The sequence below is a fragment of the Bradyrhizobium sp. SZCCHNRI3043 genome, assembly GCF_032377735.1.
In the GTDB taxonomy this organism is placed as follows: Bacteria; Pseudomonadota; Alphaproteobacteria; order Rhizobiales; family Xanthobacteraceae; genus Bradyrhizobium.
In genome coordinates, this window is the sequence record NZ_JAUHID010000001.1 from 560,220 (window position 1) to 579,178 (window position 18,959).

Consider the following 18,959-nt stretch of genomic DNA (forward strand, 5'->3'; position numbering starts at 1 on the left):
GCTCAGATGCTTTCAAGGCAACGTGATCGGAATGGCCCGGCATATCAACCGCTCATCTCAACCCGACGTCATCAGCCGGTAGCCGATGCCGCGCACGGCCTGCAGGAACAGCGGGTTGGCCGGATCGCTTTCGAGCTTGCGGCGCAGGCGGTTGATCTGGACGTCGACGGCGCGCTCGTTGACGGTGCCGTTGCCGGTCAGCGCGCCGCGCGGCACGGTCTCGCCGCGGGCATTGGCGAGGATGCGCAGCATCTCGCGCTCGCGGTCGGTGAGGTGGACGATCTCCTCGCCCTGCTTCAGCTCGCCGCGCGCCAGATGATAGACGAACGGCCCGAACGCGATCTGCTCGACGACCTCCTCGGCCGGCGGCGGCGCGGCGCGCTTGAGGATGTTGCCGATGCGCAGCGCGAGCTCTCTTGGCTCAAAAGGCTTGGCGACGTAGTCGTCGGCGCCGAGCTGCAGGCCCTCGATGCGGCTCTCCGGCTCGGCCCGTGCGGTCAGCATCACGATCGGTACCGAGGATTGCGTGCGGATGAAGCGGGCGAGGTCGAAGCCGCTTTCGCCGGGCATCATCACGTCGAGGATCAGGAGATCGAAATGCAGTCCCGTCAGCTTGGCGCGGGCATCGCTCGCGCTCGCCGCGGTGGTGACGCGATAGCCTTCGCCGCGCAGGAAGCGCGATAGCAGGTCGCGGATGCGGCGGTCGTCGTCGACGAGCAGGAGATGCGGCGCGTCGTCGGCGGGCGTTTGCGGCGGATGCGGGGCGATGGCGGCGATCGTCACGGTCACTCCTTGGCAGCGGCGACAGGCGTCTTGAAGATGGCTTCCAGCACCTTGTCCGGATCGTCGCGATCGATCATCGCGCGCAGGAACTGCCGGACCTTCTCGGCGCCGGCCGGTCCGATCTGCTCCAGCGCGCGATCGATGCGCCGCGTCTGCAGCCCGGCCAGCTTGGCGACCAGCGCCTCGCCCTTCGGCGTGGCGAAAAGAAGGCGCTGGCGCCGATCGTTGTTGCCGGTCTTCTGCACGATGTAGCCTTCGTCGAGCAGCTGCTTGAGCACGCGTCCGAGCGACTGCTTGGTGATGCGCAGCACGTCGAGCAGGTCGGCGACCTTCAGGCCGGGATAGCGTGTGACGAAATGCATCACGCGGTGATGCGCGCGGCCGAAGCCGAACGCCTCCAGCTCATGGTCGGCATCGCCGACGAAGTCGCGGTAGGCGAAGAACAAGAGCTCGATGATGTCCCAGCGCAGCGGCTCGCCGCCGGCGGCCGCGGAGGGCTCAGCCGCGCGCAGCTCGGGGCTCAACGTCGGAGACGAGAAATTTATGTCAGCCATATTGACGTTTCTGCGGTTCAATGTTACAAAACAATCGTCCGCTACGAAATTTTAGATCGTTTCATCGGCGGGCGATGGGTCTCCAGGCGTGTCTGAACGGGCCGTAGGCAACCCCGACGGGCATCCCTGGGCGACGTATCGAACAACCGTGTGATGTCGAGCGGCATTTCGGCAAACCATACTGGACTTCCGCCGGGCGCAAAAGCATGTCCTGTGGTGGCATGCTTGCCCGGTGACCGGCTCAAAAGCCGGTCGCGGCAGGTCCGAAATTCAAAAAGCCGACTGGCCCGATCGGGCGGGTCGGCGCCAGAACTCGCGAATGGCGATCAAGCGGGGGAAGCAAGGACATGACTTTGACATTCGACATCAAGCCGACGACGAACCCGACCTCCGACCAGGAGCGTGCTGCCAAGCTCGCCAACCCGGGCTTCGGCCGGGTGTTCACCGATCACATGGCCGTGGTCCAGTACAGCCAGGACAAGGGCTGGCACAGCGCGCGGGTCGAATCCCGCGCCAACTTCCCGCTCGATCCGGCCGCGGCCGTCCTGCATTACGCGCAGGAGATCTTCGAGGGCCTGAAGGCCTACAAGCGCGACGATGGCGGCGTGAACCTGTTCCGCCCCGACGCCAATGCCAAGCGCTTCGGGAATTCGGCCGAGCGCATGGCGATGGCGCAACTGCCGCCGGAGGTCTTCATCGAGGCGGTCGAGCAGCTCGTCCGCATCGATCGCGCCTGGATCCCGGGCGGCGAGGGCAGCCTCTATCTGCGCCCGTTCATGATCGCCAACGAGGTGTTCCTAGGGGTGAAGCCTTCGGCGGAATACATCTTCGCGGTCATCGCCTCGCCGGTCGGCTCCTATTTCAAGGGCGGGCCGGCGCCGGTCTCGATCTGGGTCTCGGAGAACTACACGCGGGCTGCGGTCGGCGGCACCGGCGGCGTCAAATGCGGCGGCAATTATGCCGCGAGCCTCAAGGCGCAGGCCGAGGCGATCCAGCATGGCTGCGACCAGGTCGTGTTCCTTGATGCGATCGAGCGCCGCTATGTCGAGGAGCTCGGCGGCATGAACGTGTTCTTCGTGTTCGACGACGGCTCGCTGTCGACGCCGCCGCTCGGCACCATCCTGCCCGGCATCACCCGCGATTCCATCATCAAGCTGGCGCGCGATGCCGGCCGCGAGGTGCGCGAGGAGGCGTATTCGATCGACCAGTGGCGGACGGACGCCAAGAGCGGTCGTCTGAAGGAGGCGTTCGCCTGCGGCACCGCTGCCGTCATCTCGCCGATCGGCAAGGTGTGCTCGGCGAGCGGCGACGTCTTGATCAACGGCGGCGAGGCCGGCCCAGTCGCCATGGGCCTGCGCAAGCAGCTCGTCGACATCCAGTACGGCCGCAGCCCGGATCCGCATCAGTGGATTCGGGACGTGAAGTAGGGGCATGCCTCCCTAGCGCTTGCAGGTTCTGGGCACAGTCTAGCAGCGATGACGGTTTGCTCCCTCCCCCGCTTGCGGGGGAGGGCTGGGGAGGGGGAAGCCCCGTAAAGACCACCGTTGGGACGCCCCCACCCCAACCCTCCCCCGCACGCGGGGGAGGGGGCGCACCGCATGCGTGGCGGAAGCGTGGCTCTCACTGAGAATGCTGAGCCAGTGCCATGCGCCAGCACCTGACCGGCCCGCGGGTTGCCGCACCGCGCCCCGGCTGCTACCAACCAAGCAACGCATTCCATCCCGTAGGGTGGGCAAAGGACCGCGTAGCGGACCGTGCCCACCACTTCGGCGTTTATCAGCCACGGTGGGCCCGCTGCGCTTGGCCCACCCTACGTTCCGGTCCCCATGTCCGACAAACCGAAGAAACCCCAGAAGCTGAAGGCGCGGCTGCCGCGCGGGCTCGAGGATCGCGGCCCGGCCGCGATCGCGGCGACGCGCGAGATGGTCGAGAAGATCCGCGCCGTCTACGAGCGTTACGGCTTCGAGCCGGTGGAGACGCCGGCGTTCGAATACACCGATGCGCTCGGCAAGTTCCTGCCCGACCAGGACCGTCCGAACGAGGGCGTGTTCTCGTTCCAGGACGATGACGAGCAGTGGATCTCGCTGCGCTATGATCTGACCGCGCCGCTGGCGCGCTACGTCGGTGAACGCTACGGCACCGATGGCCTGGTGCTGCCCTATCGCAGCTACCGCTCGGGCTACGTCTTCCGCAACGAGAAGCCCGGCCCGGGCCGCTTCCGCCAGTTCATGCAGTTCGACGCCGACACCGTCGGCTCCGCATCGCCCGCGGCGGACGCCGAGATGTGCATGATGGCGGCGGATACGATGGAGGCGCTGGGCATTGCGCGCGGGGACTACGCGATCAAGGTCAACAATCGCAAGGTGCTCGACGGCGTGATGGAGTCGATCGGCCTCGGCGGTGACGAGAATTTCGGCCGCCGCCTGACGGTGCTGCGCGCCATCGACAAGCTCGACCGGCTCGGCGAGCGCGGCGTCCGTGAGCTGCTTGGACCGGGCCGCAAGGACGACAGCGGTGATTTCACCAAGGGTGCTGGTCTCGACGAGGCGCAGATCAAGAAGATCGAGACCTTCGTCAATGCGCGTGCGCTGGTCGCGCCGCCGCTGCTCGCCTATGCCGGCGACAAGGATGTCGAGCGGCGGCTGGCCGGGGATCCCGACCGGAAAGAGAGCGAGTATGACATCGCTCGCCGTATCGCCGACATGCTGCGCGAGACCTTTGCCGACTGGAAATTGGCGATCGATGGCTTGAACGAGCTCGTCGAGATTGCGCGCCTGGTTGATGCGGCCGGCTATCAGAGCCAGATCACGGTCGATCCGTCGGTAGTGCGCGGGCTCGAATACTACACGGGGCCGGTGTTCGAGGCGCAGTTGCTCGCCGAGATTCCCAACGAGAAGGGCCAGCCGGTGGTGTTCGGCTCGGTCGGCGGCGGCGGGCGCTATGACGGTCTCGTCTCGCGCTTCCGCGGCGAGCCGGTGCCGGCGACCGGATTCTCGATCGGCGTGTCGCGCCTGCAGGCGGCGCTGACCTTGCTCGGCAAGCTCGATACGCGCCCCGCCTTCGGCCCCGTGGTCGTCACCGTGTTCGATCGCGACCGCGTCGCCGACTATCAGAAGATGGTGTCGACCTTGCGCAATCACGGCATCCGCGCCGAGCTCTATCTCGGCAACCCGAAGAACATGGGCAACCAGCTCAAATATGCCGACCGCCGCAACGCGCCCTGCGTCATCATCCAGGGCAGTGACGAGAAGGCGCGCGGCGAGGTGCAGATCAAGGACCTGATCGAGGGCGCGAAAGCTGCTGCCGCGATCGCCTCCAACCAGGAATGGCGCGAGAGCCGTCCGGCGCAGTTCTCCTGCAAGGAGGACGAACTGGTCGCCGGCGTGCGCGAGGTGCTCGCGCGTCATGACGTGAGCTGGGCGTAGGGATTCGTCATACGCGGGCTTGACCCGCGTATCCATCCTTCAAACGATGGCCGCAGATTTCAAGAGATGGATTGCCGGGGCAAGCCCGGCAATGACGCGGCTGAGATAACTAACAGGGAGCAACGAATGCCAGAGATCACCGTGAGCATGGCCGCCGGCCGCACCGACGAGCAGAAGGCCAACATGATGCGCGACATCACCAAGGCCCTGGTGACGCATCTTGGCGTCGATCCGGAAGCGGTGGTGATCCAGATCAACGAGGCGCCGCTGACGCACAAGATGAAGGGCGGCAAGACCTTCGTCGAACGCCTGGCCGAGCAGAAGAAGTAGTTGGCCGTCGTCCTGGCGAAAGCGAGGCTATGACATCTGTCTCGACGATCACCGCCGTCGTCCCGGCGAACGCCGGGACCCATACCCCCAGGGAGCGGTTCGAGGCACGCTGGTCATTGGCCCTTTGCCCATCACGACCGCCACGGCGTATGGATCCCGGATCGGCGCGCGCGTGCCGCGCGCTTGTCCGGGACGACAGCACAGTTCGGAGCAGCCATGGACGCACGTGAGTTCATCAAGCCGGGCATGCGCGCCGAGCGTTTGCTCGTCGTGCCGCCGGAGCGCACCGTCGGGCATTTCGTGCCGCACATGCCCATGGTCTATGCGACGCCGATGATGATCCTGGAGATGGAGATGACGTCGGGCGATGCCATCAACCCGGCGCTGCCGCCGGGCTGGGTCACGGTCGGCACCGAGGTCAACGTCCGCCATCTCGCGGCGTCGCCGGTCGGCGCCACCATTCGCACGGTCGCCGAGGTGATCGAGGTCGAGCGCCGCGCCATCCGCTTCTCGGTCGAGGCCTATCATGGCGAGGTGAAGATCGGCGACGGCCGCCACGGCCGCGGCCTCATCAATGTCGAGCAGTTCAAGAAGCGGTTCGGCGTGACGTAGCCGCACCGCGCTAGACCGACTGGCCCGTCTTCAACAGCGAGCAGCCGGTGATCTTGAGGCTGCCGTCGGGCTGGGTCTGCAGCGTGTAGAGCGCCTCCCACGCCTCGCCTTCGGCATCGACGATGTGGACGCGCTGCGCGATGCTGCCGTCCTCGACCTGCGCGGCGCCGAATTCGAAGCTGCGATGGCGATAGACCGGCGGATAGCCGCTTTTGACCATGCTCATGAAGATCTCGACGCTCGGAAACAGCGCCTGGATCTCCGGCGCGGCCTGGGCATAGGCGGTCGCGCCGTCGTCGCGCGCCAGGGCCTGCTCTTGGGTGCGAATCACGCTCTGCGCCGCGCTGGCGTCGGCCGCGGCGACGGGGCGGACCAGCAGCGCCAGCAGCAGGACGAGCGGCACCAGAATGCGCATGTCGTGTCCTCCATCGGCGGTTCGGATCGATCTATCATGCGCCACGCGCCGCCCGTGACAAGCCTGCCGTGGCGCGTCAATGTCGCCGACCGGCGGCGATCGACCGGCTGGATTGTGTCGACATCGTCACGTCTTCGCGAGCCATGCGGCCGACGCGGTGCCGGTCGCGATGGGACCGGCTTGATCTGGTCCGACCCGGCGCGAATCATGCATGCAGGGCGGCGAACCACACAGGGGCAGCATGACCGATTTTTCCAGGACCCGATCGCTCTTCACGATCCCTGAAGGCGTCATCTATCTCGACGGCAACTCGCTCGGCGCGCTGCCGTCAGCGGTGCCGGCGCGCGTCAACAGCATGATCGAGGCGGAGTGGGGACGGGAGCTCATCCGCGGCTGGAATAGTGCGGGATGGATGGTGCAGCCGCGCCGCGTCGGCGACCGCATCGCCCGGCTGATCGGGGCCGCGCCCGGCACGGTCGTGATGGGCGATACGCTCTCGATCAAGGTGTATCAGGCGCTCGCCGCGGCGCTGTCGCTCAATCCGGGCCGCCGCGTGATCCTGTCCGACAGCGGCAACTTCCCGTCCGATCTCTATATGGCGCAGGGCCTGGTCCGCATGCTCGGCGACCGCGCGACGCTCAAGGTGGTCGCGCCCGAGCAGGTCGAGGACGCGATCGACGACAGCGTCGCCGTGCTGATGCTGACCGAGGTGGATTATCGCACCGGCCGCATGCACGACATGACGGCGCTGACGACAAAGGCGCATGACGCCGGTGCGCTCGCGGTGTGGGACCTCGCGCATTCCGCCGGCGCCGTGCCGGTCGATCTCGCCGGCGCGGGCGCCGACTTCGCGGTCGGCTGCACCTACAAATATCTCAATGGCGGGCCCGGCGCGCCGGCCTTCATCTATGTCGCGCCGCGTTACGCAGACATCGCGCCGCCGGCGTTGTCCGGCTGGATGGGGCACGAGGCGCCGTTCGCCTTCGATCTCGACTACCGCCCCGGCGGCGGCATCGAACGCATGCGCATCGGCACGCCGCCGATCATTGCGCTCGCCGCGCTCGATGCCGCGCTCGATGCCTGGGACGGCGTGTCGATGCAGGACGTGCGCGCGGCCTCGATCGCGCTGTCGGAATTGTTCATCGCCGAGGTCGAGAAACGCTGTCCGTCGCTGACCTTGGCGTCGCCGCGTGATCCTTCGCGGCGCGGCAGCCAGGTGTCGTTCCGGCATCCCGACGGCTATGCGATCATGCGGGCGCTGATCGCGCGCGGCGTGATCGGCGACTTCCGCGCGCCGGATGCCCTGCGCTTCGGCTTCACGCCGCTCTATCTCAGCGAGGCCGAGGTGCGCGGCGCGGTCGACCTCCTCGCGGAGGTCCTTGACAACAAACTGTGGGACAGACCCGAATATCGCCAGAAGGAGCTCGTGACGTGAGCAACGGTCCCTACGATCCCGCCACCGAAGGTGCGCGGATGAATTTCAAGGGACGGATGTCCTATGGCGACTATCTGATGCTGGATCGCCTGCTCGACGCCCAGGCGCCGCTGTCCTCGGCCCATGACGAGCTCTTGTTCATCATCCAGCACCAGACCTCCGAGCTATGGATGAAGCTCGCCATCCACGAGATCAAGGCGGCAATGGCCGCGATCGCCAAAGACGACGTGCAGCCGGCGTTCAAGATGCTGACGCGGGTGTCGCGCATCTTCGAGCAGCTCAACGGTGCGTGGGACGTGCTGCGCACGATGACCCCGAGCGAATACACGCTGTTCCGCGACAAGCTCGGCGAGTCCTCGGGCTTCCAGTCGTTCCAGTATCGTTCGATCGAATTCCTGCTCGGCAACCGCAATCTCGCGATGCTGCGTCCGCATGCGCATCACCCCGAGCTGACCGCCGAGCTGGAAGCGATCCTGGCGAAGCCGAGCCTCTACGACGAAGCGCTGCGGCTGTTAGCGCGGCGCGGCTTCTTCATCGGCGCCGACGGGCAGCGCAGCGACTGGCGCGGCACGCGCAGCGAGAGCGCGGAGGTGGCGGCCGCCTGGACCAGCGTCTATCGCGATCCGCAGCGGCATTGGGAATTGTATGAGCTCGCCGAGAAGCTGGTCGATTTCGAGGATTATTTCCGCCGCTGGCGCTTCAACCACGTCACCACGGTGGAGCGCATCATCGGCTTCAAGACCGGCACCGGCGGCACCAGCGGCGTCAATTATCTGCGCAAGATGCTGGAGATCGTGCTGTTCCCCGAGCTCTGGCAGCTGCGCACCGGGCTGTGAGCCTCGCGCTCATCATTCGATCAGGAGATACTCATGCTCTATGCCGTCAAGGACTGGGACAATGCCTACGCCAACGGCCCTAACATCGCCGGTGGCGAGCGCTGGCCCGGCCTGTGGGTCGCGCCGGCGGAGGCGTATCGTACCGAAATGGCGGGGCAAGGCCGCGCCAGGCTCGACATCGCCTATGGCGCGCATGACCGGCAGCGCCTCGATCTGTTCCTGCCCGAGGGCAAGCCGAAGGGCCTCGTCGTGTTCGTGCATGGCGGCTACTGGATGCGGCTCGACAAGAGCTTCTGGTCGCATCTCGCGCAAGGCTCCATCGCGCGCGGCCATGCCGTGGCGATGCCGTCCTACCGGCTCTGTCCCGAGGTCGGCATCGCCGATATTTCGGCCGACGTGGCGCAGGCGATCGCGCGGGCGATGGACGAGGTCGCGGGGCCGGTGGCGCTGACCGGGCATTCCGCCGGCGGCCATCTCGTCAGCCGCATGATTTGCCGCGGCGCGCCGCTGCCGCCGGAGCGGCAGGCACGGATCAGCAACGTTGTTTCGCTCTCCGGCCTGCACGATCTGCGCCCGCTGCAGCGGACCGCGATGAACGACACGCTTCATATCGATGACGCCACCGCGCCGCGCGAGAGCCCGGCGCTGCTGGTGCCGGTCGATGCTGCGCGTGTCACCGCCTGGGTCGGCGGCGCGGAGCGCAACGAATTCCGCCGCCAGGCCCAGCTGCTCGCCAACATCTGGACCGGGCTCGGGGCCTCCACTGCCTATGTCGAGGCGCCGGACCGGCACCATTTCGACGTGATCGACGAGCTGGCGGATCCGGAGAGTGGGCTGGTGCAGGCGCTGGTGGGGTAGTCTCAAGTAGCGTCGATTGCAGCGCTCGCCCCGTGCTCCGTGCATGCGTTCTGCGGTGACGGCGCAGCGACCTCATCTCCCCTCTCCCTTGCGGGGAGGGGGTGGGGGTGGGGGTCCTCGGGGGTATGAACCGGGCTGAGTCCTGACAATTCAGACCGGGTTGATTCCTGACAGGCAAGCTTCGTCCGATTCGAAGGAGGATCGGTCGATGCCTTTCAGGGAGAGCAGTCCTGTGGAGCAGCGTATCGGGTTGTTTCGGGAGTACGACACGGGAGCTTTTTCGGTGACGGAGCTGTGCGCGCGGCACGGCATCAGCCGGGAGACGTTCTACGTTTGGGAGCGCCGCCGCGCGAGCGGGGATCCGCAGTGGTTCGAGGAGAAGAGCCACGCCGTGCAGAACTGCCCGCACGCCACAGCGGACCGGCTGGCACGGCGCATCATCGCAACACGACGACGGTTTCCGCATTTTGGCCCCAAGAAGATCAAGGCCTGGCTCGCGCGCGAGCGAACGGAGGTCGACTGGCCGGCGGCCTCGACGATCGGCGACCTCCTGAAGCGTGAAGGCCTGGTCGAAGCGCGGCCACGCCGACGTCGGGCGATCGCGCAAGGCGAGCTGATCACGCCGGCGGAGGGCCCCAATGACGAGTGGGCGATCGACTTCAAAGGCTGGTTCCGCACTGGCGATGGCACGCGCTGCGATCCGCTCACCATCACCGATGCGGCGAGCCGCTATCTCATCGAGGTGCGCATTGTCGATCCGACCTGGGCTGGCGTGAAGGGCGCTCTGGAGCGCGTTTTCAAGGATATCGGCCTTCCCGACGCGATCCGCTCCGACAATGGAGTACCGTTCGGATCGACGGGAGCTGGCGGCCTTTCGGCGCTCTCGGTGTGGTGGCTCAAGCTCGGCATCGAGCCACGCTACATCCCACCAGCGAGCCCGCAGGACAACGGCCGGCACGAGCGCATGCACCGCACGCTGAAGGCCGAGACGTCGAAGCCACCGGCAGACACGGCCGCCGAGCAGCAGCGACGCTTCGACGCCTTTCGCCGCCACTTCAACGAGGAGCGGCCGCACGAGGCGCTCGACCAGGTGGCCCCCGTCAAGCTCTGGCGCAGGCCGGTGCGCTTCATGCCAGACCGTCTCGATGATCCCTGGTACGACGCCGATCACGAGGTCCGCCGCGTGCGTCCCACCGGGGACATCAAATGGCAAGGCGAGCACGTCTTCGTTGGCGAAGCGCTCGCCGGCGAACTCATCGGCCTCGCCAAGCACGATACCGGCGGCCACATCGTCCGCTTCTGGGGCCGAGACCTCGGGCTGATCGACCGCGACCGCCGTTTCCTGCGCTTTGCTCCGCCGCGTGCGCGGCTCCGCGTCGCGCAGGAAACGGCGGAGACAACACAGCAGTGATCGAATAGTGTCAGGGATCAGCCCGGTCCAAAATGTCAGGGATCAACCCGGTCGGTCAGGGCGCTGAACTTGACTACGTGCGCTGTCGATATTTCCCAGGATGCGAGTCCATTTGAAGCGCGGATCAGGATATCCGCTTGCGACGTGCCGGAAGCGCGTCCTGCGTCAACGATGGTGATGGTCTCCGCGGAGCCGCGGAGCTTCAGCGCTCCTCACATCGAGCGTGACTCGTGGACCCCCACCCCCGACCCCTCCCCGCAAGGGGGAGGGGAGCTCATCGTCATCGTGGCGATATCTCGAATCCGGCGACGATCGCGTCAGCTCTCCGCCACCGCATCTCCCCACGCATGGAAGATCTCCGTGGCGCCGCTGTTCACGTCGCCCTCGCGCATCACGACGCTGGGGCAGGCGAACTTCATCGGCATGGTCTGCACGGACGCTGGGACGGTTTCGAACTTCGCCGTGAGGGCGTCCATCACCTCCTCCGGCAGGCGCGTATCCGCGCCGACCACGTCACCCTCGCTGGCGTCGATGCGAGGCTGGTGGATCGCCGTGTCGAGATCCATGCCGAAGTCCATTACGAAGGAGAGCATCTGCGCCACGGCGGGCAGGATGCGCCGGCCGCCGGAGGCGCCCAGCGCGAGGCGGCGGCCGTCGGCGGCCTGCGCCACCACCGGCGTGTAGTTGGTGAGGCAGCGCTTGCCCGGCGCCAGCGAGTTCGTCGTGCCGGGCGTCGGGTCGAACCACATGATGCCGTTGTTCATCATGATGCCGCTCTGCGGCGCTTGGAATTTCGAGCCGAAGCCGGACAGCAGGGTCTGCGTCACCGCGGCCATGTTGCCGTCGTGGTCCACCACCGAGTAGTGCGTGGTGCAGGCCGGTGCCAGATATTCGGCGCCGAGCGCGCGCTTGCCGGGCGCATCGCCCATGTCGTTGAGCCGTTCGCGATAGGCCGACTGCATCGCTTCGGCATAGGCGATGAAGGCGCTCGCATCAGGTGTCTTTCCTGATGCCTTCACGCTCGCCTGCATCAGCCGCAAGGCGTGTGCGAGCGTCGGGCCGGCCGTCAGCTCCGGCGTCGCGAACACCGTGCCGCCGCGATAGGGAATGCGCAGCGGCTCGCGGTGATGTGCCTCGAACGCGGCGAGGTCATCCACCGAAAGCGCGCCACCGGCGGCCTGGATGTCGCGGCTGAGCGAGCGCGCAATGTCGCCCCGGTAGAAGTCGCGCGCGCCGGCGCTGGCAAGATGTGCCAGCGTCGCCTTCAACTGCTCCTGCGGCAGCCGCGTCACCGCCTTGGCGCCCCATTGCGGATTCGGCGGCAAACCATCCTTCAGATAGGCCGCGGCGCTGCCGGGATAGCGGCGCAGGTCGGCGGCGCAGCTCGAGATCATCACGGTGGTCCACCAGTCCACCAGCAGGCCCTCGGCGGCGAGCTTCACGCTCGGCGTGACGAGATCCTGCCACGGCAGCCGCGCGTAGCGGCGATGCGCCGCCTCCATGCCCGCGACGACGCCGGGCACTGCGATCGCGCCGGGGCCGTGCAGATTGCGGTCGTCCTTGACGCGGGGCCAGGGGAAGATGTCGGCTGCGACGCTGCCGTCGTTGGCCAGCGGATAGTCCGCGACGTCAAGGCTGTCAGGGGCGCGCATGCCGTAGTCGATCACCTCGACGTGGTTGTCCCTGGCGCGGTACAGCAGCATGGCGCCGCCGCCGCCGAGGCCGCTCATCCACGGCTCGAGCACGCCGAGCGCAAAGCCGGTCGCCACCACGGCATCGACGCAGTCGCCGCCCGCGGCCAGCACCTCGGCACCGACCTCGGCGGCGCGCCGTGACTGTGCCGCGACGATGCCTCCCTTGCTGGTCACCGCCGGCTTGCGGATCTGCTGACGATTGGAAAACTGGTACGGCATGGCACTCCCCCGATCCCGCCTGATTGTCCGGCGAATTGACACCGCCAAGCCTCGGCACACAATCGGCAACAGCGGGACGCTCCCCAGCCCGGATCGAATGACGGTTGCCTGCGTTGAGGAGATGTTTACCAATGGGTATTATGGTCTTCGGCAGACCAGATCGATCTCGATCAGCGCGTCATAGGCGAGACCGGTGACGCCGATGCAGGTGCGGGCCGGCAGCCGGTCCGGCGGGAAGAATGAACGGTAGGTTTCATTCATTGCCGTGTAATCGCGCTTGAACTCGGTCAGGTAAATCCGAGACATCACAATATGTTCGAGACCAAGGTTGAGACCTTGGAGGATGTACTTCAAGTTCTGCATCACCGCCTTCGTCTGATCCACGATGCCGTCGGGCAGCACGCCCGGTGCCTCCGGTGAATCCGGCATCTGACCGGTGACGAACACGAAGCCGTCGGTCTCGACCGCGTGACTGAACGGCGCCACGGGTTTCGTCGCGCCGGAGATCATGTGGAACTGCATGGTCGGATTCCTCTGCGAGTGAATGTGTAGGGTGGGCAAAACGGCGCCGCAGGCGACGCGTGCCCATTATCATCAGCGGATGCGCCGCGGTGGGCACGGCGCGACGTACATCATGATCGATGTCGCAGGTTCGCGGGCGCGCCTTTGCCCACCCTACGACTTAGCATGAACTCAGCCCGCATCCTCGAACAGCCGCTTGCTGAGGATCGCGTGCACGCCCCAATTGCCGTCGACGACCTGGGTGATGCCGAAATCCACCGCCGCCGACATCAGCGCGACCGCCTCGTCCTCTCTCAGGCCTTTGATGTGCATCAGGAAGCGGCGCATCTTGCGGAAGGCATCCTTCATCGCGAGGTCGAGCGAGGAGGTCGCGTAGACCTCGCTCTGGCCCTGCGCGCCGAACTCGGCGAGATAGTTCGGGTGGCTGAAGCCGGTCAGCACCCAGTCGGTCTCGGTTTCGATCAGGGGGTAGGTGAGATCGGCAAAAGGTTGTCCGGCGAGCTGCGACTTCTTGTGGAGGATGACCTGGAAGGTGCCGGTCATCGAGCATTCGATCGCGGTGCCGCCGAGCTCGCCGTCGCCCTGGGTAGCGTGGGGATCGCCGACCGACAGCAGCGCGCCGGGAACGGAGACGGGGAGATACACGGTCGCGCCCTTGCCGAGCCGCCAATTGTCGAGATTGCCGCCGAAATAGGACGGCGGAATCGAATCGACGAAGTCGGCCTCGCGTGGCGCCACCGCGATCACGCCGAAATGCGGCCGCAGCGGAATGCGGATGTTGTCGAGCACGCCGTGGCGGCGCTTGATGCTGCCGGGCGCCACCGGCACGCCGGGATAGTCGTAGGTCGCGTGCACCACGCCGGCCGGATCGGTCTGCGGCTCCCAACGATAGGAATAGAGCGCGCGCGCATGCGGCTCGGAATCGTCGGCAAAGATCTCGTAGATCGTGACGGCTTCGCGCGGCGCGGGCGGAGCGATCAGCTCATTGTAGTGATAGCCCCACCATGCCGCCACGCTGGAGCCGAACACGCGGCCTTCATACCCGCGGCTGCGGCTTCGCCGCGGCACGATGTCGAGGATCCGTACTTCGAGTACATCGCCGGGCTGCGCGTCCTTGATCGCGACCGGGCCGGTGCAGATGTGGACGCCAAAGCCTTCGCCGGCGCCGCGGCCGAACACGCTGGCGTCCATCGGGCCGGCGCCACGGCGGTCGACGTTCTTCTTCGCCTTGGTCCAGCCGAACACGCTGAGCGCAGCGGCATCGCCTGAGATCATCAGCTCCGGATCATCGGAGGCATGCTGGGTCAGCGTCTCCACCGTGATCGTGTCGCCGGATGCGATTTCGATCTGCGGCGGCAGCGAGCGGCTGAAATAGCCCCAATGCACGCGCTCGGCCGACACCGCCAGATGATGGTGATGCCGCCGCGCGTCCTGGTCGTTGGCCGGCGCGGGCAGGGCGATATCGCTCCTGGCCGCCGCCGGCCTCTCGCAGACGCGCTGCTGTGCCAGCGCATCCTGCGGCCAGCCGCGCTGACCGCGCGGGGTCGCCGACGTGATCGCCTGCTCGGCCTTCTGCTGCCGGAACTCGCGCGGCGACAGGCCGAAGCGGGTGCGGAAGCTGCGGCTGAAATGCGCCGAATCGGCGAAGCCGTAGCGATAGGCGATCTCGGAGATCGAGTGGTTGGCTTCGGCTGGATTGGACAGGTCGGTCCAGGCCCTCTGCAGCCGCCGTTCCCTCACGTAGTGACTGAAATTGTCGCCGGCACCTTCGAATAGTCTTTGCAGATAGCGCTCTGAGATGCCTTCGGCCTGCGCCACCCGCGCCGGCGTCAGCTCGGCATCGTCGAGCCGCCGCTCGATGGTCTGGCAGATCCGGTGCAAGATCGCGGCCTGCGTCGCGCTGCTGCCGGCCTCCGTTGCTGGCACCGCCTGCTGATGCGCGAGCGTCAGCAGCAGATCGACCAGGCTCTGCGCGACCGTGCTCCATTCGGCGTCGCTGAGCGTTTCGAGCGCCCGCGCGGTGGCCTCGATGGTGCGGCAGATTACGTCGGCAAGGCCGCTTGGCGCGATCACCTGTGGGGCGGCCAATTTCAGCTTGCCGCTGATGCGGCCATGCAGGGCGTCTGATGTCACCGATAGCCCGATGGCGCGCAGATCGCGCTGGAACGCGATGTTCCAGTCGCCGATGCGCGGCAATAGCATCAGATGTCCCGCGGGGACGATGCGATGGCTGTCGCCGCTGCGGAGCACGGCGCCGTCGTCGATCGCGAGCAACGCAATCGGCAGGTCCTCATGGGTTTGCGGAACCGCGGTGATGACCTGCGAGCCCGCCGCCAGCCGCGACAGCGCGATGCCCGGCGCGCTGCGATGCGAGGCGGTCGCATGGCCGTCATAGAACGGCGCCTTGGCAGCCGGCTGCAACCCGACCGCGTTCAGGACATCACGCCACGCCTCAGGACGCTCGTCCCGCGCGTAGGATTCACTGGTGAACGGACGAAAACTCATGGCACGACCCGGGTCCGGGAATTCGAAGCAACCCCCGTGCCAGATGAGTTTCATGGTCTGTCGTCTCTGTAGCGGCATGTCGGCGCTGGCCAGTGCTTTCGTCCCGGTTTCATTGAAGCCAACGCTGTCGCCGCGCGCTGAGTGCGCTCCCCTCCCCCTTGCGGGGAGGGGTTGGGGGTGGGGGTCCACATCGGCAGTGTCGCCCGGGGCACCCCCCACCCCAACCTTCCCCCGCAAGGGGGGAGGGTGCGCACTGCGCGACGGCTTTTATGACCAACGTCGAATCAATCACACCGGAACACGTTCTTCCGGATCGTGCCGTGGACGCCCCAATTGGCATCCACCACCTGGGTAACGCCAAAGTCGGCACCGACCGACATCAGCGAGATCGCCTCGTCCTCGCTGAGATGATGCACCGTCATCAAGAAGCGGCGGAGCTTGCGGAAGGCGTCGCGCATCGCGCGGTCGAGGCTGGAGTGGCTGGCGATCTCGGTCTGCGCGTTGGCGCCGAGCTCGGCGAGATAGTTCGGATAGGTGAAGCCGTACACCGACCACGCCTGGTCGGTCTCCAGCAGCGGATGCGTGAGGCCTTCGAGCTGGGTGCCGCCAAGGTCGCTCTTCTTGTGGAGGATGAACTCGAAGTCGCCGGTCAGCGAGGTCTCGATCGCGGTGCCGCCGAGCTCGCTATCGCCTTGCGCGGCATGGGGATCGCCGACCGAGAAATACGCGCCGGGCACGGCGACCGGATAATACATCCGCGCGCCCTTGCCGATGCGCCAGTCGTCGATGTTACCGCCGGTGTAGCTCGGCGGAATCGAGGAGACGTAGTCGGCCTCCGACGGCGCCAGCCCCATGGTGCCGAAATGCAGCCGCGCCGGCACCTTGATGTTCGGCAAAATGTTCTCGCGCTTCCTGATCGTGCTGTGGTCGACCGGCACGCCGGGATAGTCGATGGTCGGATGCACGATGCCGTCGGGATCGGTCTGCGGCGTCCAGACGTAGTTGTAGACCGCCTTGGCGAACGGCTCGCCCGATGTGTCGAGCTCGAAGATGGTGATGACCTCGCGCGGCTTCGGTTCCTCGATCAGGTCGTGATAGTGGAAGCCCCAATTGGCGGCGGCGTTGGAGCCGAAGCACTTGCCGGCATGGCAGCCGCACCGGCTCGGCCGCGGCTTGATGTCGAGGATGCGCACCTCCAGAACGTCGCCTGGCTCGGCCCCCTCGATCGCAACCGGGCCGGTCAGCAGATGCACGCCGACGCCCTCGCCGGAGCCGCGGATGAACGGCCCTTCGGTCGGCCCCGAGCCGCGCCGCGCCACCGCCTTGTGCTCTCTGGTCCACTTGAACACGCTCTCGGCGCCGGGATCGTCCTTGATCATGCGCTCATAGTCGTCATTGGCGTGATGCGTCAGCGTCTCGATCGTGGCGCGGTCGCCGGAGCGCAAGGTGAGAGCCGGTGTCACCACCTTGGAAAAATACCCCCAATGGATGGTCTTGGGGGACACCGGCAGCAGATGGTGCTTCATGCAAGGGCCTCATGAAAGATCGGACGCGAGATCGTTGATGTTGACGTGAAGGATGAACTCATGCGACCGCATCCTTCGGCCGCTCTGCCTCCATCACCGAGAGGAAGCGCGCGGTCAGCGGGTGGCGCGGGTTGGTCAGCACCTCATGGGCCGGTCCGTCTTCGAGGATGACGCCACCATTGAGGAAGGCGACCCGGTCGGCGACCTCGTCGGCGAAGCGGACCTGATGCGTCGAGATGATCATGGTCAGACCGTCGTCGACGGCGAGGCGGCTGATCACCTCCAGCACCTCGTTGACCAACTCGGGATCGAGCGCGGAGGTCGGCTCGTCCAACAGCAGCACGCTCGGGTTCGGCGCCAGCGCGCGGGCGATGGCGACGCGCTGCTGCTGGCCGCCGGAGAGATGCCGCGGCAGCGCATCGGCGCGATGCGACAGGCCGACGCGGTCGAGCAACTCGGCCGCGCGGCGGTCGGCCTCGAACCGGCCGAGGCCGTGCACCCAGCGCAGGGGACCTGCGACGTTCTCCTTCGCCGTGAGATGCCCAAACAGGTTGAACTGCTGGAACACCATGCCGACGCCGACATTGGCGCGCTCGTTGGCGACCGCGCGCGGCGTCAGCCTGCGCCCCTGCTCGTCGAAGCCAAGCTTGCGGCCGCCGACGCGAATCTCGCCTGCATCCCAGTTCTCCAGATGATTGATGCAGCGGAGCAAGGTGCTCTTGCCGGAGCCGGAGGGGCCGAGCAGCGCGATCACCTCGCCGATGCGCACCGTGAGATCGAGCCCGTCCAGCACTCTGTTGCCGTCATAGGCCTTGCGCAGCTCCTTGACCTCGACCGCGACGTTGTTGCGGGCGATGGTCGCGGCGCGCCTGGCGCGATCCTCGATCGACAGGGCGAGGGGCGGCGTTTCTTTCAGTTCGGCGGGCTCCGGCGGAGCCGCCTCGACGGTAGGTGCGGTCTTCGCAAGGTCCAGCTTTGCCGCCGGATCGACGCGGCGCCATGGCAGGTAGTCCGCCAGCTTGCGTTGTTTGGCCGTGCGGTCGAGATCGAGCAGCCATTCCAGCGCGAGCTGGATGACGCTGATCGCGCCGGTCAGCAGGAGATAGATGAGACCCGAGGCGAAGAAGATCGAGAAGAAGTCGAAGGTGGAGGAGGCGAGCTGCGTCGAGCGCAAGGTCAATTCCTGCACGGCGATGACGGAGGCGAGCGAGGAGTTCTTCAGCGCGCTCACCGCCTCGTTGCCGAAGGCCGGGATCATCGTGCGGATCGCCTGCGGCGCGATGATCCGGCGCATCAGCACTGATGGCGTCATGCCGAGCGCCTGGCCCGCCAGGAGCTGGCCGCGATCGACGCCGAGCACGCCGGAGCGCAGCATCTCGGCGATGAACGGCGCCTCGTTGCAGGCGAGCGCGAGGCCCGCCGCCAGCACCGCCGGCAGCTTGATGCCGATATGCGGCAGCGCGTCGTAGGCGAACACCATCTGCAGGATCAGTGGCGTGCCGCGGAAGATCACGGTATAGCCGCGCGCAATCGCGGCCAGCAGCCAGAACCGGCTGAGCTGCATGCCGGCGAGGATGAGGCCGAGGACCAGTCCGCCGATCAGGCCGAGCGCGGTGACCTGCAGCGTGAGCTCGATGCCCATGAGCAGATACGGCATGCTGAGATAGTGCAGGAAGAGGGACATCGGTGATTGCAGCCTGATGAGTGCCGTAGGGCGGGCAAAGGCGCGAAGCGCCGTGCCCACCGTGGTGTTTCGGAACAGCGTTGGTGGGCACGCTGCGCTTTGCCCACCCTACGAAGTTGGCTCACGCGTGTGTCACCGAGGGAACTGGTG

At 66.7% G+C, this 18,959-nt stretch carries 16 protein-coding genes; 8 read left to right on the forward strand and 8 right to left on the reverse strand.

Annotated features, from left to right (window positions below; all coding sequences use genetic code 11):
- Positions 1-57: 57 nt before the first annotated feature.
- Together QX124_RS02645 and QX124_RS02650 are read right to left on the reverse strand one after the other, a co-directional pair.
- On the reverse strand, positions 58-789 hold the full coding sequence (locus QX124_RS02645; protein WP_315796118.1) for a response regulator transcription factor: 732 nt from the start codon (positions 787-789) through the stop codon (positions 58-60).
- The gene (locus tag QX124_RS02650) at positions 786-1,337 is read right to left on the reverse strand and encodes a MarR family winged helix-turn-helix transcriptional regulator (RefSeq protein ID WP_315778001.1); all 552 of its coding nucleotides are present in this window, start codon (positions 1,335-1,337) and stop codon (positions 786-788) included. The genes QX124_RS02645 and QX124_RS02650 overlap by 4 nt, the downstream gene beginning before the upstream one ends.
- Positions 1,338-1,684: 347 nt before the next feature.
- Between QX124_RS02650 and QX124_RS02655 the strand changes: the two genes are divergently transcribed.
- The 4 genes from QX124_RS02655 (at position 1,685) to QX124_RS02670 (ending at position 5,704) form a co-directional block, all read left to right on the forward strand.
- On the forward strand, positions 1,685-2,764 hold the full coding sequence (locus tag QX124_RS02655; RefSeq protein ID WP_315796121.1) for a branched-chain amino acid aminotransferase: 1,080 nt from the start codon (positions 1,685-1,687) through the stop codon (positions 2,762-2,764).
- Between the two features lie 399 nt (positions 2,765-3,163).
- Positions 3,164-4,762 (forward strand): histidine--tRNA ligase, encoded by a 1,599-nt coding sequence (gene hisS, locus QX124_RS02660; RefSeq protein ID WP_315796122.1) that lies wholly within the window; start codon positions 3,164-3,166, stop codon positions 4,760-4,762.
- A 66-nt stretch (positions 4,763-4,828) separates the two neighbouring features.
- Positions 4,829-5,092 carry a tautomerase family protein gene (locus QX124_RS02665; RefSeq protein WP_315736622.1) on the forward strand — a complete coding sequence of 88 codons (264 nt, stop codon included), beginning with the start codon at positions 4,829-4,831 and terminating at the stop codon, positions 5,090-5,092.
- A 216-nt stretch (positions 5,093-5,308) separates the two neighbouring features.
- The gene (locus QX124_RS02670) at positions 5,309-5,704 is read left to right on the forward strand and encodes a thioesterase family protein (RefSeq protein ID WP_315796123.1); all 396 of its coding nucleotides are present in this window, start codon (positions 5,309-5,311) and stop codon (positions 5,702-5,704) included.
- 10 nt (positions 5,705-5,714) lie between these two features.
- On the opposite strand, the gene QX124_RS02675 is transcribed toward QX124_RS02670, so the two are convergent.
- Positions 5,715-6,119 (reverse strand): DUF4864 domain-containing protein, encoded by a 405-nt coding sequence (locus tag QX124_RS02675; protein WP_315796125.1) that lies wholly within the window; start codon positions 6,117-6,119, stop codon positions 5,715-5,717.
- 241 nt (positions 6,120-6,360) lie between these two features.
- On the opposite strand from QX124_RS02675, the gene kynU reads away from it, so the two are divergent.
- The 4 genes from kynU (at position 6,361) to QX124_RS02695 (ending at position 10,659) form a co-directional block, all read left to right on the forward strand.
- A complete protein-coding gene (kynU, locus tag QX124_RS02680; protein ID WP_315796127.1) occupies positions 6,361-7,554 on the forward strand; it encodes a kynureninase in 1,194 nt (397 codons plus the stop codon).
- Positions 7,551-8,390: a tryptophan 2,3-dioxygenase gene (gene kynA, locus QX124_RS02685; protein ID WP_315796128.1), complete on the forward strand. Its 840-nt coding sequence runs from the start codon at positions 7,551-7,553 to the stop codon at positions 8,388-8,390. The genes kynU and kynA overlap by 4 nt, the downstream gene beginning before the upstream one ends.
- Before the next feature lie 33 nt (positions 8,391-8,423).
- Positions 8,424-9,248, forward strand: coding sequence for an alpha/beta hydrolase (locus QX124_RS02690; protein ID WP_315796130.1), 825 nt, complete (start codon positions 8,424-8,426; stop codon positions 9,246-9,248).
- Between the two features lie 208 nt (positions 9,249-9,456).
- Positions 9,457-10,659: an integrase core domain-containing protein gene (locus QX124_RS02695; RefSeq protein WP_315796132.1), complete on the forward strand. Its 1,203-nt coding sequence runs from the start codon at positions 9,457-9,459 to the stop codon at positions 10,657-10,659.
- 317 nt (positions 10,660-10,976) lie between these two features.
- Here QX124_RS02695 and QX124_RS02700 read toward each other — a convergent pair whose 3' ends face one another.
- From QX124_RS02700 to QX124_RS02720, 5 genes are all read right to left on the reverse strand, one after another.
- Positions 10,977-12,572 (reverse strand): gamma-glutamyltransferase, encoded by a 1,596-nt coding sequence (locus QX124_RS02700; protein WP_315796134.1) that lies wholly within the window; start codon positions 12,570-12,572, stop codon positions 10,977-10,979.
- A 138-nt stretch (positions 12,573-12,710) separates the two neighbouring features.
- Entirely contained in the window at positions 12,711-13,094 is a 384-nt protein-coding gene (locus tag QX124_RS02705) for a RidA family protein (RefSeq protein WP_315796136.1), read from the reverse strand.
- A 171-nt stretch (positions 13,095-13,265) separates the two neighbouring features.
- A complete protein-coding gene (locus QX124_RS02710; RefSeq protein ID WP_315796138.1) occupies positions 13,266-15,599 on the reverse strand; it encodes an acetamidase/formamidase family protein in 2,334 nt (777 codons plus the stop codon).
- Positions 15,600-15,883: 284 nt separating this feature from the next.
- Positions 15,884-17,125: an acetamidase/formamidase family protein gene (locus tag QX124_RS02715; protein WP_315796139.1), complete on the reverse strand. Its 1,242-nt coding sequence runs from the start codon at positions 17,123-17,125 to the stop codon at positions 15,884-15,886.
- A gap of 58 nt (positions 17,126-17,183) precedes the next feature.
- On the reverse strand, positions 17,184-18,809 hold the full coding sequence (locus tag QX124_RS02720) for an amino acid ABC transporter permease/ATP-binding protein (RefSeq protein ID WP_315796141.1): 1,626 nt from the start codon (positions 18,807-18,809) through the stop codon (positions 17,184-17,186).
- Positions 18,810-18,959: the final 150 nt, after the last annotated feature.

Coding starts and splice junctions, on each gene's coding strand:
- QX124_RS02650 (WP_315778001.1), bottom strand. CDS start 1,337: ATGGCTGACATAAATTTCTCGTCTCCGACGTTGAGCCCCGAGCTGCGC.
- QX124_RS02655 (WP_315796121.1), top strand. CDS start 1,685: ATGACTTTGACATTCGACATCAAGCCGACGACGAACCCGACCTCCGAC.
- hisS (WP_315796122.1), top strand. CDS start 3,164: ATGTCCGACAAACCGAAGAAACCCCAGAAGCTGAAGGCGCGGCTGCCG.
- QX124_RS02665 (WP_315736622.1), top strand. CDS start 4,829: ATGGATTGCCGGGGCAAGCCCGGCAATGACGCGGCTGAGATAACTAAC.
- QX124_RS02670 (WP_315796123.1), top strand. CDS start 5,309: ATGGACGCACGTGAGTTCATCAAGCCGGGCATGCGCGCCGAGCGTTTG.
- QX124_RS02675 (WP_315796125.1), bottom strand. CDS start 6,119: ATGCGCATTCTGGTGCCGCTCGTCCTGCTGCTGGCGCTGCTGGTCCGC.
- kynU (WP_315796127.1), top strand. CDS start 6,361: ATGACCGATTTTTCCAGGACCCGATCGCTCTTCACGATCCCTGAAGGC.
- QX124_RS02690 (WP_315796130.1), top strand. CDS start 8,424: ATGCTCTATGCCGTCAAGGACTGGGACAATGCCTACGCCAACGGCCCT.
- QX124_RS02695 (WP_315796132.1), top strand. CDS start 9,457: ATGCCTTTCAGGGAGAGCAGTCCTGTGGAGCAGCGTATCGGGTTGTTT.
- QX124_RS02700 (WP_315796134.1), bottom strand. CDS start 12,572: ATGCCGTACCAGTTTTCCAATCGTCAGCAGATCCGCAAGCCGGCGGTG.
- QX124_RS02705 (WP_315796136.1), bottom strand. CDS start 13,094: ATGCAGTTCCACATGATCTCCGGCGCGACGAAACCCGTGGCGCCGTTC.
- QX124_RS02710 (WP_315796138.1), bottom strand. CDS start 15,599: ATGAGTTTTCGTCCGTTCACCAGTGAATCCTACGCGCGGGACGAGCGT.
- QX124_RS02715 (WP_315796139.1), bottom strand. CDS start 17,125: ATGAAGCACCATCTGCTGCCGGTGTCCCCCAAGACCATCCATTGGGGG.
- QX124_RS02720 (WP_315796141.1), bottom strand. CDS start 18,809: ATGTCCCTCTTCCTGCACTATCTCAGCATGCCGTATCTGCTCATGGGC.